The organism is Kineococcus anabasis, from assembly GCF_054590795.1.
Genome location: NZ_BAAIHU010000009.1, coordinates 463717 through 477779 on the forward strand (window position 1 = coordinate 463717; position 14063 = coordinate 477779).

Below are 14063 nucleotides of genomic sequence, written 5' to 3' on the forward strand. Positions count from 1 at the left end.
GGTTCCGGACCGCCCCCGGCACGGCTCCGGGCGGGCACGGCGGACCCGCCGCCGGCTCACGCCGTGTCGATGTACGGCTGGCGCAGGTACTCGTGGACGGCGTGCTCGGGAACCCGGAACGACCGGCCCACGCGGACCGCCGGCAGCTCCCCGTGGTGGAGCAGGCGGTACACGGTCATCTTGGAAACGCGCATCAACGACGCCACCTCGGCCACGGTCAGGAACCGGACGTCGGTCAGCGGGCGGTCCTCTGGCATCCCCACAGCGCTCCTTCGGCGCGCGCCAGCGACCCGGTCACCGTCCCGGGCTGCGATCCCGCGCGATCCCTGCCCACTGTAGGGGCACATGGGGCACGTTGGAAGGTCTGAGCGACCAATCGATCACCGAGAGTGATTAATCGAAGAGCACATCGAGCCCGTGGAGGGGGAAGACGGCCTGCCGGGTGGCCAGGACCGCGCGGTCCACGGCGTCGTCCGGGTCGAAACCGGAGTCCCACGGCTCCCACGTGGCCGCGGCCCCGTCCGTCATCCGCAGCGGGGGCACCCGGCCCGTGAGGATGTTGACGTGGTCCCGCCACGCCGCCGGCACCGCGGTGGCCGGGTCCAGCGGCCGGTGCGCCACCTCCGCCACCAGGTGCGCCCACGCCCGGGGCACCACGTCCACCACCTCGTAGCCGCCACCGCCCAGCGCCACCCACCGGCCGCCGGCGACCTCGTGCACCAGCGCGTGCACCGTGCGCCCCACCTGCCGCTGCGCGTCCACCGACACCGCCAGGTGCGCCAGCGGGTCCAGCACGTGCGTGTCGCACCCGTGCTGGGTCAGGACGACGTCCGGGCCGAAGGAGCGCAGCAGCGGTGGCACCACGGCGTGCACCGCCCGCAGCCACCCGGCGTCGCCCACCCCGGCCGGCAGCGCCACGTTCACCGCCGTGCCCTCCGCCCCCGGCCCGCCCACCTCGTGCGGGTAGCCCGTGCCCGGGAACAGCGTGCGGCCCGACTCGTGGACGCTGACCGTCAGCACCCTCGGGTCGTCCCAGAAGACCTGCTGCGGCCCGTCGCCGTGGTGCACGTCCGTGTCCACGTACGCCACCCGCCGCGCCCCGGCGTCCAGCAGCGCCCGGATCGCCACCGCCGCGTCGTTGTAGATGCAGAAGCCGCTCGCCCGCCCCGGCATCGCGTGGTGCATGCCGCCGCAGAAGTTCACCCCGTGCAGGCACTCCCCCCGCCACACCGCCAGCGCCAGCGCCGTGGACGCCCCCACGATGCGCGCGCTCGCCTCGTGCATCCCGGCGAACGCGGGGTCGTCGTCCGTGCCGAGGCCGTACTCCTCCTGCGCCGCCGACGGGTCCAGCGACGCCCGGCGGACCGCCGCGATGAAGTCCGCGTCGTGGACCGTGCCGAGCAGCTCGTCGGAGGCCGGCGGGGCCGTCACCACCGCCACGCCGGGGGAGCCGAACAGCCCCAGCTCCGCGCACAGGCGGGCCGTCAGGTCCAGCCGCACCGGTGACATCGGGTGCAGGCGGCCGAAGTCGTAGCGCGTGAACAGGGCGTCCCAGACGACCTGCACCGCCGTCCCCTCGGGGCACGGTCCGGCACCGGCGGGCTCCGCGGCGGCGGAGGGGGCGGCTCCCATGCGCGGAACCGTACCCGCTGCGCACGGGCGGGCACGCCACGCGTCCCGACGGCGTCCCGACGGCGTCCCGGCGGCGGCCCCGCGGGCGCAGGGCTCAGACGCCGCCGGAGAGCTGGCGGGAGCGGGCGCAGGCGGCCTCCACGGCCGTCACGAACGCCGCCCGCACCTTGTGCTCGTCGAGCTGGCGCAGCGCCGCGGCCGTGGTGCCCGCCGGGGACGTCACCTGCTCCCGCAGCACCGTGGGGTGCTGGCCCGTCTCGCGCAGCATCGCCGCGGCGCCCACGACCGTCTGCACCACCAGCTCGGTGGCCGTGGCGCGCGGCAGGCCCAGCACGACCCCGGCCTCCACCATCGCCTCCACCACGTAGAACACGTACGCGGGCCCGGAGCCGGACAGGGCCGTCACGGCGTCCATGTGCTTCTCCGCCAGCACGACCGTCCGGCCGCACGAGCGCATCAGCGCCTCCGCCTCGGCGAGGTCCTCCGGCGAGCAGCTGCTGCCGCCCGCCAGGCCCGCCATGCCCTCGTCCACCAGCGACGGGGTGTTGGGCATGACCCGCACCACCGCGACGCCCGGCTCCAGGTGCCGCTCGCAGAAGTCCGTCGTCGTGCCCGCCGCCAGGGACACCACCAGCGCCGCCGGGTGCAGGTGCCCGCGCAGCGAGGCCAGCAGCGCCGCCATGTCCTGAGGCTTGACCGCCAGCAGCACCGTGCCCGCGGCGGCGACCTCCGCGACGTCGGAGACCACCCGCACCCCGAAGCGCCCGTGCAGCTCCTCCGCCCGGCCCGGGCGGCGGTCCACGACGACCACGGTGCCCGGGTCGCGCCCGGCGCGCAGCAGGCCGCCGAGCAGGGTCTGCCCCATCACCCCGGCCCCCACGACCGCCAGGACCCCGGGGCGCCGCACCTGCGCGCTCACGGTGCGGGCGCCAGGTGCTCGCGGGCGTGGGCGAGGGTCTGCGCCAGGTCGTCCTCGCGCTCGGCGCGGTTGCGGGCCTTGCGGGTGTTGACCTCCACCACGACCGTGCCCGCCCAGTCCCGGGCGGCCAGCCAGCGCAGGACCTCCGCGCACGGCTGGGCGCCGCGGCCGGGCACGAGGTGCTCGTCCTTGAAGGAGCCGGAGCCGTCGCACAGGTGCAGGTGCGCCAGCCGGTCCCCGAAGGCGTGCGCCAGCTCCAGCGCGTCCAGGCCGGAGGTGGCCGCGTGGGAGATGTCGAGCGTGAGGTGGTCGTAGTCCAGGTCGGTGGGGTCCCAGCCGGGCGCGTACGCCACGACCTCCCGGCCGCGCGCCCGCCAGGGGAACATGTTCTCCACCGCCAGCGTGATGCCGGTGCGGGCCTCCACGCGGCGCACGCCGGCCACGAACGAGGCGGCGTACTCGCGCTGCCAGCGGAACGGCGGGTGCACCACGACGGTGCCCGCGCCGAGCTGGGCGGCCATCTCGCAGGAGCGCTCGACCTTGCCCCAGGGGTCCCGGCCCCACGTGCGCTGGGTCAGCAGCAGCGTGGGGGCGTGGATCGCCAGCACCGGGACCCGGTAGTGCTCCACCAGGCGCGCCAGGGCGTCGGCGTCCTGGCTGACCGGGTCGGTCCACACCATGATCTCCACGCCGTCGTAGCCGAGGCGGCCGGCGATCTCGAACGCGGCCGTCGTCGCCTCGGGGTAGGCGCAGGAGGAGGACAGGCCCACCGGGATCCGCCGCCGGGCGTCCTGCGCCCCGGGCCCGCCGGGGGCCGTGTGCCGGCCCGTGCCCGTCCCGCTCACCGGGCCGCCGTCGTTCCGGTCGGGATCCACGAGACCAGGCTAGATCGGGATGCCGCCCCGGTCGCGACCCGGCGCCCCCCGCGGGGCTCCGCCCCCGGCTCGAGGTCCTGTTCCGGGGAGGTGCCGGCCGCGATGGCGTCCAGCCTGCGCAGGATGATCCCCTCGCGCAGCGCCCACGGGCACACCTCGGCCTCGGGGATCTCCAGCAGGTCCAGCGCGGCCTCGGCCACCAGCGCACCGGCCAGCAGCTGGGGGGCGCGCTCCACGGACACCCCCGGCAGCTCCGCGCGCTCGGCGGCCTTCATCTCCGCGAGCCGGGGCACCCAGGCCGCGAGGTCGCCGTGGCGCAGGACGCGCCGCACGAAGGGCCCCTCGGCGCTGGGGGCGGCACCGCAGATGCGGGCGAGGCTGCGGAAGGTCTTGCTGGTGACGACGACGCTCTGGGCCTCCGTGCGGCCCACCTCCCGGGCCACGGAGGCGACCTGGCGGCGGATGTAGCCGCGCAACTCCTTCACCTCCGCCGGCTTCGGCGGGTCGTGCCGCAGCCAGTCGCGGGTCAGGCGCCCGGCGCCCAGGGGCAGGGAGACGGCCACGTCGGGGACCTCGTCGAGCCCGGCGGCCAGCTCCAGCGAGCCACCGCCGATGTCGAGCACGAGGACGCAGCCGCGGGACCAGCCGTACCAGCGCCGCACCGCGAGGAACGTCAGCTCCGCCTCGTCGCGGCCGGGCAGCACGCGCAACCGCACGCCGGTCTCCTGCTCCACGCGCGCCAGGACCTCCTCGCCGTTGCGGGCCTCGCGCACGGCGGAGGTGGCGAAGGGCAGCAGCTCGTTGCACCCGCGGTCCTCGGAGACCTCCAGCGCCTTGGCGACGGTGCCCAGCAGCGCCTCGACGCCCGCCTTGCGCAGGGCGCCGTCGTCGTCGAGGTGCTCGGCGAGGCGCAGCGGCGCCTTGAAGGACGAGGCCGGCAGCGGGCGGGCACCGGGATGTGCGTCCACGACCAGGAGGTGGACGGTGTTGGAACCCACGTCGAGCACGCCCAGCCGCATGGGGACGACCGTACCGGTCCCGCAGCGCACTCGTTGCCGCGCGCGGGGGGCCTGCGGCGGCGGCGCGGGCGTGCCTACGCTTCCGGGATGCCGAGCCCACCACCTCCGGAGCAGCCCCTGGACACGGCCCGGCTGTGGGTGGAGTTCCCCGACCCCGCCGCCGCCGGGGAGGACCCGGAGGTGGTGTACCGCTGCGACCTGACGTGGCTGACGTCGTCGTGGACGTGCATCTTCGGCCGCGGCTGCCGCGGCATCCACGCCGACCGGCCGGACGACGGCTGCTGCACGCTGGGCGCGCACTTCAGCGACGCCGCCGACGAGCGCCGGGTGCGGGCCGCCGCGCGCCGCCTCGACGCGGGCACCTGGCAGCACGCCGCCGCGGGGCGCCGCGGGACGGTGGAGGTGGACGAGGGCGGCGCCCGCAAGACGCGGGTGGTGGACGGGGCGTGCGTCTTCCTCAACCGGCCGGGCTTCGCGGGCGGGCAGGGGTGCGCGCTGCACTCCCTGGCGCTGCGGGAGGGCCGGGAGCCGCTGGAGCTGAAGCCGGACGTGTGCTGGCAGCTGCCGCTGCGCCGGACGTACCGCACGGTGACGCGCCCCGACTCCAGCACCTACCTGGAGGTCACGCTGGCGGAGTACGACCGCCGCGGCTGGGGTGAGGGCGGGCACGACCTGGACTGGTACTGCACGGGCAACCCGCAGGCGCACGTGGGGGCGGAGCCGGTGTTCCGGGGCATGGCCGCGGAGCTGGTGGAGATGCTGGGGGCGCCGGCGTACGCGGAGCTGGTGCGGCACTGCGAGGCGCTGGTGGGGCGGCGGCGGTCGCTGCCGCTGACGGTGCACCCGGCGACGCGGCGGGCGGGGCGGTGAGCGCGCGGCCGCCGGAGGACCCGGACGGGGACCTGGACGAGGAGCTGCCGGGGGTCGTGCCCAGCCCGAACATCTGGCACTCCCCCGACGTGTACGAGGTGCAGAACCGCGCCGTGGACCCGGACGGGGTGCTGGAGGCGGCGATGCACGCGGTGCGGGACCGGGCGGGCGCGGACGTCCTCGACGTGGGCTGCGGGGCGGGTTTCCACCTGCCGCGCCTGGCCGCCACGGCCCGCAGCGTGGTGGGGGTGGAGCCGCACCCGCCGCTGGTGGAGCGGGCCGCGGCGCGGGTGGCGGGCCTGCCGGGGGTGCGGGTGCTGCGCGCCAGCGCGGAGCGGCTGCCGCTGGCCGACGGCAGCGTGGACGTGGCGCAGGCGCGGTGGGCGTACTTCTTCGGCCCGGGCTGCGAGCCGGGCCTGGCGGAGCTGGAGCGGGTGCTGCGCCCGGGCGGGGTGGCGTTCGTCGTCGACACGGACGCGGACCGCTCGGCGTTCGGGCGCTGGTTCCGCCGCGCCGTCCCGGGCCGGGACCAGGCCGCGGTGGACCGCTTCTTCGCCCGCCGGGGCTTCTCCGCGGAGCGCTTGGTGGTGCGCTGGGAGCTCGGCTCGCGGGCGGACCTGGAGGCGGTGCTGCGCATCGAGCTGGGCGAGCGGGTGGCGCGGCAGGCGCTGGCGGAGTGCTCCGGCACGAGCCTGGAGCAGGCGGTGGTGCTGCGCTGGCGGCGGTTCTGAGGAGGTGCCCGCGCCGCCGCGGGGGGGTCGGCTCGCCCCGGGGGCCGCGGACGGAGGATGATGGCGCCATGAGCTCGCAGTCCAGCGCCGGTTCCGCCACCGGCAGCCACGCCCCGACCGGACACGGCGACCACGCCCCGACGGGTCACGCCGAGCACCGCGCGCTCGCGCCGATCCGCTGGCGCAGGCCGGACCGGGGCACGACGCTCTCGATGGCCCTGTGGGCGGTCGGCCTGCTGATCGCGCTCGTGGTGCCCGCGATCCTGGCCCCGCCGGAGTTCGGCAACACGGGCGACCCGGGCGCCGGGAGCGTGCAGCCGCACGGCAACCCGGGGATCTCGGGGCTGAACATCGGCCTGGCGATGGGCGCCACCGTGCTGGGCTCGCTGATCATGCTGGTCTCGGCCTACGCGCTGCACCGGCGCACCGGCAGCATCGGCGCGGCGATCCTCGCCTTCGTCCCGACGTTCGTCGTCGTGGTCAGCGGCGCGATCATCGCCACCATGCTCCTGCTGGGCTGACCTCCCGCGCGTCCGCGGCGCCCCGCTCCCCGACCCGGGGGGCGGGGCGTCGCGCGTCGGGGTGTCGGAGGCGGCGCCTAGCGTGCTGCCGTGCCCGCGAAGACCGTCTCCCGCCCCGCCCGCCCGAGCTACCGCTGCGCCGAGTGCGGCTGGGTGGCCGCCAAGTGGGTCGGCCGCTGCGGGGAGTGCCAGGCGTGGGGCACGGTGGAGGAGGTCGGCACCCCGACGGTGCGCACGACCACCCCGGCGACGGTGCGCGAGCCGGCCCGCCCCATCGCGGACGTGGACGTGGAGGCGGCCCGCGCGCAGCCCACGGGCGTGGAGGAGCTGGACCGCGTCCTCGGCGGGGGCCTGGTGCCGGGCGCGGTGGTCCTGCTGGCGGGCGAGCCGGGGGTGGGCAAGTCGACGCTGCTGCTGGACGCGGCCTCGCGCGCGGCCGCCACGGGTCGCACGGTGCTGTACGTCACGGCGGAGGAGTCGGCCGCGCAGGTGCGGCTGCGGGCCGAGCGGATCGGCGCGCTGCGGCCGCGGCTGCTGCTGACGGCGGAGACGGACCTGGCCACGGTGCTGGGCCACATCGAGCACAGCTCGCCGGACCTGCTGGTCGTGGACTCGGTGCAGACGGTGGCCTCGGGCGCCGTGGAGGGCGTCGCGGGCGGCGTGACGCAGGTCCGGGAGGTCGCCGCGGCGCTGATCGGGGCGGCCAAGCGGCGCAACCTGGCGACCCTGCTCGTCGGGCACGTCACGAAGGACGGCTCCATCGCCGGGCCGCGGGTGCTGGAGCACCTGGTGGACGTGGTGTGCCAGTTCGAGGGCGAGCGGCACTCCCGGCTGCGGCTGCTGCGCGCGGTGAAGAACCGGTACGGCCCGACGGACGAGGTGGGCTGCTTCGACCTCACCGAGGACGGCATCGAGGGGCTGGCCGACCCGAGCGGGCTGTTCGTGTCCCAGCGCACGGAGCAGGTGCCGGGCACGTGCATCACGGTGACGCTGGAGGGGCGCCGGCCGCTGCTGGCGGAGCTGCAGGCGCTGGTGGCGGCCAACGCGGGCGGCGGCAGCCCCCGCCGGGTCACCAGCGGGCTGGAGGGCAGCCGGGTGGCGATGCTGCTGGCGGTGCTGCAGCGGCGCCTGGGGGTGCCGCTGGCGGACCGGGACACGTACGTGGCGACGGTGGGCGGGGTGAAGCTGACGGAGCCGTCGGTGGACCTGGCGGCGGCGCTGGCGGTGGCGAGCGCGGCGGCGGACCACCCGCTGCCCGCGGGGCTCGTGGCGTTCGGCGAGGTCGGGCTCGCCGGGGAGGTGCGGCCGGTGACGGGGGTGCCGCGCCGGCTGTCGGAGGCGGCGCGGCTGGGTTTCACCACGGCGATCGTGCCGACGGGCTCGCAGGCCGCGGGCCGGGCGCCGGCCGGGCTGCGGGTCCACGAGGTCACCACGCTGGCGGAGGCGGTCCGTCACGCCCGGCTCGTCCGCGATGCCTCCCCGGGACGGGGCGGACGATAGGATCACGGCAACCGCCGCCGGTTCACCCGGTCGGCGGTACCGCGCCGGGGGTCGGTCCGGCACCAGCCGGTACGAGAGCGGCCTCGCCCGCGAGGAGGAGTCCGTGCCCACTGCAGACCGCAGCCCCGAGGAGATCCTGCGCGCGACGCTCGCCGCCGTCGCCCCCGGGACCGAACTGCGCGACGGGCTCGAGCGCATCCTGCGCGGCCGCACCGGCGCCCTGATCGTCCTGGGTTTCGACCGCGTCGTGGACTCCCTCTCCACCGGGGGTTTCAGCCTCGACGTGGAGTTCTCCGCCACCCGGTTGCGGGAGCTGGCGAAGATGGACGGCGCCATCGTCATCGACCGGGACGTCACGAAGCTGCTGCGGGCGGCCGTGCAGCTGGTCCCGGACCCCTCCATCGAGACGAGCGAGTCGGGAACCCGGCACCGCACCGCCGAGCGGGTGGCCAAGCAGACGGGTTTCCCGGTCATCTCCGTCAGCCAGTCGATGCGGATCGTGGCCGTGTACGTGGGATCGCGCCGCTACGTCCTGGAGGGTTCCGACGCGATCCTCGGCCGGGCGAACCAGGCGCTGGCCACCCTGGAGCGCTACCGCGCGCGGCTGGACGAGGTCACGGGAACCCTGTCCGCGCTGGAGATCGAGGACCTCGTGACGGTCCGGGACGTCTGCTCCGTGGTGCAGCGCATGGAGATGGTGCGCCGCATCGCGGACGAGATCTCCGGCTACGTCGTCGAGCTGGGCGTCGACGGCCGCCTGCTCTCGCTGCAGCTCGACGAGCTCATCGGCGGGGTGGGGCCGGACCGCGAGCTCGTGGTCCGCGACTACCTGGAGTCCTCCAAGCACCCGGGCCCCGCCGAGGCGGTGCTGGCGGACCTGGCCGTGCTGGGCGCCTCGGAGCTGGTGGACCTGACGTCCGTGGCGCGGGTCCTGGGGTTCTCCGTCGGGGGGGACTCCCTCGACGCTGCGGTGAGCCCGCGCGGGTACCGGCTGCTGCACCGGGTCCCCCGCCTGCCGGGCGCCATCGTGGAGCGCCTCGTGGAGCAGTTCGGGGACCTGCAGAAGCTGCTCGCCGCGAGCATCGACGACCTCATGACGGTCGACGGCGTGGGCGAGCAGCGGGCCCGGGCGGTGCGCGAGGGCCTGTCGCGGCTGGCGGAGTCCAGCATCCTCGAGCGCTACGTCTGAGACCGGCCCCCGCGGGGCTCAGCGGACCGTGAAGCTGCGCTCCTGCGCCGCGACGTCGCCGAGGTGCGCGCTGACGGTGTACTCCCCCGGCTCCACGCGCGGCTGACCCGGCGGGCACCCGTCGGCGGAGCGGGCGCCCTGCCAGACCTGCACGACGGGCTTGACCTCGCCCGCGGGCAGCCGGACGGGCCGGGCGTCGGTGCCGGTGGAGCAGTGCCTGCTGTTCCACACGGCCACACCGGCGGCGTCGAGGACCTCGAAGCGCACGAGGCCCGCGCCGAGCTCGGCGGTGCACGGCGCGTCCGAGGCGTTCTCCACGAGCAGCGTGAACAGGGGCTTGGCGTCGCGCCCGTAGCGGACCGCGTCGGTGGTGACGCCGACCTCCAGGTCGGCGGGCTCGCAGGGGCCGGCGGGACCGGAGGCCTGCTCGGACGGCGTCGTCACCGCGTCCGGGGCGGCGGAGGTGCTCGGCGCGGGCGCGGTCGGGCTGAGGGCGAGCGCGGCCGCACCGGCCGGGGTGCTCTCGCCGCCGCCGCGGCCCACGAGCGCCACGACGCCCGTGACGAGCGCGGCCAGCACGACGAGGAGCACCAGGCGGCGCCGCCAGTAGGTCCTCGCGCCCGCGGGGCCGACCGGGTGCCAGACGCTGCTCACCCGCGTGACCGTACCGGGCCGCGCGGGCGGTGCCGGGCAGCGGGGCCGACTTGACTCCGGCGAGTCTTGAGTATCCAATCACTCACATGCCGACGACGTCGTCCCGCTCGACCGCGGAGGCGCAGCGCGCCCGGGTCGTCGCCAGCGCCGTGCGGGTCTTCGCCCGCACCGGCTACCACGCCACCCCGGTCACCGACGTCGCCGCGGACGCCGGGATCTCCCCCGCCTACGTCTTCCGGCTCTTCCCCGGCAAGCTCGCCCTCTTCGTCGCCGCCGTCGACCACTGCTTCGAGCGGGTCGTGGAGGCGCTGGCCGCCGGGGCCGAGCGGGCACCGGACGGCTCGGCCCAGGAGCGGCTGGAGGCCATGGGCGACGCCTACGCCGAGCTCATCGCCGACCGGGACCTGCTGATGCTGCAGGTCCACGCGCAGAGCGCCGGGGACATCCCCGAGGTGCGGGACGCGCTGCGCCGGGGCCTGTCCTCCGTCGTGGCCGCGGTCGGCGACCGGTCCCTGGCCGAGCCCGCAGCCGTGCAGCGCTTCGTCGCCTACGGGCAGCTGTGCCACCTCATCGTCACCGCCGAGCTCGACGGCCTCGACGCCTCCTGGGCGCAGACCCTCACCGCCGGGATGCGGCACCTGAGCACCCCGGCGCGCTGAGACCCCGCCGCGCCGAGGCCCCCGCCGGGTGCCGCCGCGTCAGGCGGGCTGGTCCACGCGGGTCCCGCCCGTCCCGGCGGGGGAGGCGAGGGCGGAGCGCCGCGGCCGGCGCGGCCCCGGCAGGACCGCGGGCACCGCGGTGCGCACGGCCGCCGGCACCAGCCGCGCGTACCGCTCCTCGAAGGCGTCGAGGGTGGCGCCGGCGTCGTGGGCGGCGACGATCCGCAGGCTCTCCGCACCCATCCGCTGCCGCAGCGCGTCGTCGGTGAGGACGCGCACCAGCCGCTCCGCCAGGCCCGCCACGTCGCCGGGCTCGAACAGGTGGCCGTTGACGCCGTCGTGGACGAGCAGCGGCAGCGCCCGGGCGTTCGCCCCGAACACCGGCTTGCCCGAGGCCATGGCCTCCAGGGTGACGATGCTCTGCAGCTCCGCGACACCGGGGTTCACGCACACGTCGGAGGCGGCGTAGGCGGCGGGCAGGTCCTCGTCGGCCACGAAACCGGCGAAGGTGACGTGCTCCCCCACGCCTGTCCGCTCCGCGAGGCGCACGAGGTTCTCCCGCTCGCGGCCGGTCCCGACCACGAGGAGCTGGGCGTCGACGCTGCGGCGCACCAGGGGCAGGGCCCGCACGAGCTGGTCGACGTTCTTCTCCAGGTCCAGGCGCCCGACGAACGTGATGGTGAGCCGGTCCCCCAGGCCCAGCCTGCGCCGGAACCCGGCACCGGGGTTCGCGGGGCTGAACCGGGAGAAGTCCATGCCGCAGGAGATGGGCAGCACCGCGGCGCGGACCCCCTTCTCCTGCGCGAGGGCGGCGGCGAACGGCGTGGGGGCGGTGACGACGTCCGCGGTGTTGAACACCCGCGCGAAGTCCCGCCACGCCACCGCCTCCACCGCGCGCTCCAGCGGACGCGGCAGGTGCAGGTAGTGCACGAGGTTGTCGGGCATGAAGTGGTTCGTCGCCACGGTGGGCACACCCAGGGCGCGCGCCACCCGCAGCGTGGTGCGCCCCAGGGTGAAGTGGCCCTGGACGTGCACGACGTCGGGGCGGACGCGGGCGACCTCGCGGGCCAGGTACCGGCGGATGCCGGGCGGGGTTCCCCGAAAACCCGGGTGGCCGGGGACCGGCAGCGAGCGGACCCGGTGCTCCGTCACGCCGTCGCGCACCAGGGTGTGGTGGCGGCGGTCCCGGGAGGGCGCGACCACGTGCACCTCGTGCCCGCGGGCCACGAGGCCGGCGGCGAAGCGCTGGGCGAAGTAGGAGGCCCCGTTGACGTCGGGGAAGTAGGTGTCGGCGGCGATCAGGATGCGCATGGGTGGTTCCCTCCGGCGGCTGCGGGTGCCCTGCGGCCCAGCAGGTTCTTGACGACGAGGTAGGTGGCGGCACCGGCGGCGGCGAGCGCGAGCACGGTTCCGGCGTCGAGGTGGCGCGCCGCCTGGCTGCCGAACACGGCGCCGAGGGTGAGCAGCACGGCCACCTTCGGGGCGGTCAACAGGGCGTTCCACGCGATGAACCGGGAGTAGCGGATCCCGGACATCCCCGCTGCGAGCAGCGCGGGGACGGCGGCGATGTCGACGACCTTGGCGGCGGCGAGGACACCGGGCAGGTTCCCGGTGAGCCGGGCCTCCAGGTGTGCGGCGCGGGCGTCGGTGAGCCCGAGGCGCTCCAGGAACCGGCGGCCCCGGCCCGCGCGGCCCAGCCGGCCGAGGAGGAAGAACCCGGTGTCGGCCGTGAGGTCGGCGACCAGGGCGATCAGCGCGGCCGAGGGCAGCGCGATCGAGCCCGCGGCGACGAGGGATCCGGCCAGCACGGTCGCCAGGGGGCCCTCGACGAGGACGAGGGGGAACAGGACCAGGTGGGGTGCGCCCTGCACCCACTGCCACAGCGCTTCAGCGAGCATCCTTCCCCTCCAGGGCCGGTGCGTTCGTACGGTCGGCCGTGGTGGGCTCCCGCCTGCCGTCGCGCTCCCGCGACGGCACCGCGGCCGTGGACGACGGCGTCCGGCTGGAGGGTGCACGCGCGCTCCGCGGTATTCCTCTCATGTCCTCGATCCTGGTTGCGCGACGGCGCCGGGAACCATCGGTGAACACCCTGAGGCGAACCTGAGCCGGCCCCGGGTTCCCCCCGCTCCGGGACAGGGGGAACCCGGGGCCGGGCCCGCGGGCCGGGGCCCCGACGGGCCGGTTCAGGCGTCGCGGCGGCGCAGCGCCACGGCTCCGGCGACCCGGTCGCCGCAGGTCCCGCGCCGGCCGACGACCCCGGTCACGCCGCCACCTCCTCGGCGGTCCTCGCGCCGAGCGGGCCGCGGGGGGCGGGGACGCGCACGGCGCCGGTCAGGGCCGCGTAGCGGGCTTCGAACGCCGCCAGCGTGGTGTCGATGTCGTGGTCGGAGACGATGCGCAGGCTCTCCGCGCCCATCCGCCGCCGCAGCGCGTCGTCGGTGAGGATGCGGGTGAGGGCCCCGGCGAGGCCGGTGACGTCGCCGGGCTCGAACAGGTGGCCGTTGACGCCGTCGTGGACGAGCAGCGGCAGCGCCCGGGCGTTCGCCCCCACGACCGGCTTGCCGGTGGCCATGGCCTCCAGGGTGACGATGCTCTGCAGCTCGGCGGTGCCGGGGTTCACGGCCACGTCGGAGGCGGCGTAGGCGGCGGGCAGGTTCTCGTCGGAGACGAAACCGGCGAAGGTGACGTGCTCCCCCGCGCCGCTGTCCGCGGCGAGGCGGGCGAGGTTCTCCCGCTCGTGGCCGGTGCCCACGACGAGGAGCTGGGCGTCGACGCTGCGGCGCACCAGGGGCAGGGCCCGCACGAGCTGGTCGACGTTCTTCTCCGCGTCCAGGCGCCCGACGAAGGTGATGGTCGGCCGGTCGTCCATGCCGAGCCGGGCGCGGAACTCCGCACCGGAGACGGCCGGGGAGAACCGGGAGAAGTCCATGCCGTTGGAGATGGTGTGGACCCGGCCGCCGACCCCCTTGGCGCGGGCGAGGTCGGTGGCGAACGTCGTCGGCGTGGTGACGACGTCCGCGGAGTTGAACACCCGCGCGAAGTCCCGCCACGCCACCGCCTCCACCGCGCGCTCCACGGGGCCGGGCAGGCCGAGGTAGTGCACGAGGTTGTCGGGCATGAAGTGGTTCGTCGCCACGGTGGGCACACCGAGGTCGCGGGCGACCCGCAGCGTGGTGCGCCCCAGGGTGAAGTGGCCCTGGACGTGCACGACGTCGGGGCGGACCCGTCGCAGCAGCCTGCGCAGGGAGCGGCGGGCGCCCGGCGGCGAGAAGCGGAAACCCGGGTGGCCGGGGACCGGCAGCGAGCGGACCCGGTGCTCGGTCAGGCCGTCGCGCACGGTGCGGGTGGAGCGGGCGCCGCGGGCCGGTGCCACCACGTGCACCTCGTGCCCGCGGGCGAGCAGACCCGCGGCGAAGCGCTGGGCGAAGTAGGAGGCCCCGTTGACGTCGGGGAAGTAGGTGTCGGCGGCGATCAGGATGCGCACGGGAGCTCCT

At 76.4% G+C, this 14063-nt stretch carries 15 protein-coding genes; 6 read left to right on the forward strand and 9 right to left on the reverse strand.

Annotated features, from left to right (window positions below; all coding sequences use genetic code 11):
- Positions 1-56: 56 nt before the first annotated feature.
- The 5 genes from ACYQBY_RS16725 to ACYQBY_RS16745 all read right to left on the reverse strand — a co-directional run bounded on the left by ACYQBY_RS16725 (position 57) and on the right by ACYQBY_RS16745 (position 4445).
- A complete protein-coding gene (locus ACYQBY_RS16725; RefSeq protein WP_459644994.1) occupies positions 57-257 on the reverse strand; it encodes a helix-turn-helix domain-containing protein in 201 nt (66 codons plus the stop codon).
- A 136-nt stretch (positions 258-393) separates the two neighbouring features.
- Entirely contained in the window at positions 394-1509 is a 1116-nt protein-coding gene (locus tag ACYQBY_RS16730; RefSeq protein WP_459645118.1) for an acetoin utilization protein AcuC, read from the reverse strand.
- Positions 1510-1726: 217 nt separating this feature from the next.
- Complete coding sequence (proC, locus tag ACYQBY_RS16735; RefSeq protein ID WP_459645119.1) at positions 1727-2497, reverse strand: pyrroline-5-carboxylate reductase; 771 nt, start codon at positions 2495-2497, stop codon at positions 1727-1729.
- A gap of 50 nt (positions 2498-2547) precedes the next feature.
- The gene (locus ACYQBY_RS16740) at positions 2548-3327 is read right to left on the reverse strand and encodes a sugar phosphate isomerase/epimerase family protein (RefSeq protein WP_459645120.1); all 780 of its coding nucleotides are present in this window, start codon (positions 3325-3327) and stop codon (positions 2548-2550) included.
- 65 nt (positions 3328-3392) lie between these two features.
- Complete coding sequence (locus tag ACYQBY_RS16745) at positions 3393-4445, reverse strand: Ppx/GppA family phosphatase (protein WP_459644995.1); 1053 nt, start codon at positions 4443-4445, stop codon at positions 3393-3395.
- Between the two features lie 87 nt (positions 4446-4532).
- Between ACYQBY_RS16745 and ACYQBY_RS16750 the strand changes: the two genes are divergently transcribed.
- The 5 genes from ACYQBY_RS16750 to disA all read left to right on the forward strand — a co-directional run bounded on the left by ACYQBY_RS16750 (position 4533) and on the right by disA (position 9256).
- Entirely contained in the window at positions 4533-5315 is a 783-nt protein-coding gene (locus tag ACYQBY_RS16750) for a hypothetical protein (protein ID WP_459644996.1), read from the forward strand.
- Positions 5312-6046: a class I SAM-dependent methyltransferase gene (locus ACYQBY_RS16755; RefSeq protein ID WP_459644997.1), complete on the forward strand. Its 735-nt coding sequence runs from the start codon at positions 5312-5314 to the stop codon at positions 6044-6046. Before ACYQBY_RS16750 ends, ACYQBY_RS16755 begins: the two co-directional genes overlap by 4 nt.
- 68 nt (positions 6047-6114) lie before the next feature.
- Complete coding sequence (locus ACYQBY_RS16760; RefSeq protein WP_459644998.1) at positions 6115-6567, forward strand: hypothetical protein; 453 nt, start codon at positions 6115-6117, stop codon at positions 6565-6567.
- A gap of 90 nt (positions 6568-6657) precedes the next feature.
- Positions 6658-8067 carry a DNA repair protein RadA gene (radA, locus tag ACYQBY_RS16765; RefSeq protein ID WP_459644999.1) on the forward strand — a complete coding sequence of 470 codons (1410 nt, stop codon included), beginning with the start codon at positions 6658-6660 and terminating at the stop codon, positions 8065-8067.
- A gap of 103 nt (positions 8068-8170) precedes the next feature.
- A complete protein-coding gene (disA, locus tag ACYQBY_RS16770; protein WP_459645000.1) occupies positions 8171-9256 on the forward strand; it encodes a DNA integrity scanning diadenylate cyclase DisA in 1086 nt (361 codons plus the stop codon).
- Between the two features lie 18 nt (positions 9257-9274).
- Here disA and ACYQBY_RS16775 read toward each other — a convergent pair whose 3' ends face one another.
- Positions 9275-9910 (reverse strand): hypothetical protein, encoded by a 636-nt coding sequence (locus ACYQBY_RS16775; RefSeq protein ID WP_459645001.1) that lies wholly within the window; start codon positions 9908-9910, stop codon positions 9275-9277.
- 86 nt (positions 9911-9996) lie between these two features.
- Between ACYQBY_RS16775 and ACYQBY_RS16780 the strand changes: the two genes are divergently transcribed.
- Complete coding sequence (locus tag ACYQBY_RS16780) at positions 9997-10569, forward strand: TetR/AcrR family transcriptional regulator (protein ID WP_459645002.1); 573 nt, start codon at positions 9997-9999, stop codon at positions 10567-10569.
- A gap of 39 nt (positions 10570-10608) precedes the next feature.
- Here ACYQBY_RS16780 and ACYQBY_RS16785 read toward each other — a convergent pair whose 3' ends face one another.
- The 3 genes from ACYQBY_RS16785 to ACYQBY_RS16795 all read right to left on the reverse strand — a co-directional run bounded on the left by ACYQBY_RS16785 (position 10609) and on the right by ACYQBY_RS16795 (position 14053).
- Positions 10609-11880 carry a glycosyltransferase gene (locus ACYQBY_RS16785; protein ID WP_459645003.1) on the reverse strand — a complete coding sequence of 424 codons (1272 nt, stop codon included), beginning with the start codon at positions 11878-11880 and terminating at the stop codon, positions 10609-10611.
- Complete coding sequence (locus ACYQBY_RS16790) at positions 11868-12467, reverse strand: hypothetical protein (RefSeq protein WP_459645004.1); 600 nt, start codon at positions 12465-12467, stop codon at positions 11868-11870. The genes ACYQBY_RS16785 and ACYQBY_RS16790 overlap by 13 nt, the downstream gene beginning before the upstream one ends.
- Positions 12468-12829: 362 nt before the next feature.
- On the reverse strand, positions 12830-14053 hold the full coding sequence (locus tag ACYQBY_RS16795; RefSeq protein ID WP_459645005.1) for a glycosyltransferase: 1224 nt from the start codon (positions 14051-14053) through the stop codon (positions 12830-12832).
- Positions 14054-14063 lie beyond the last annotated feature (10 nt).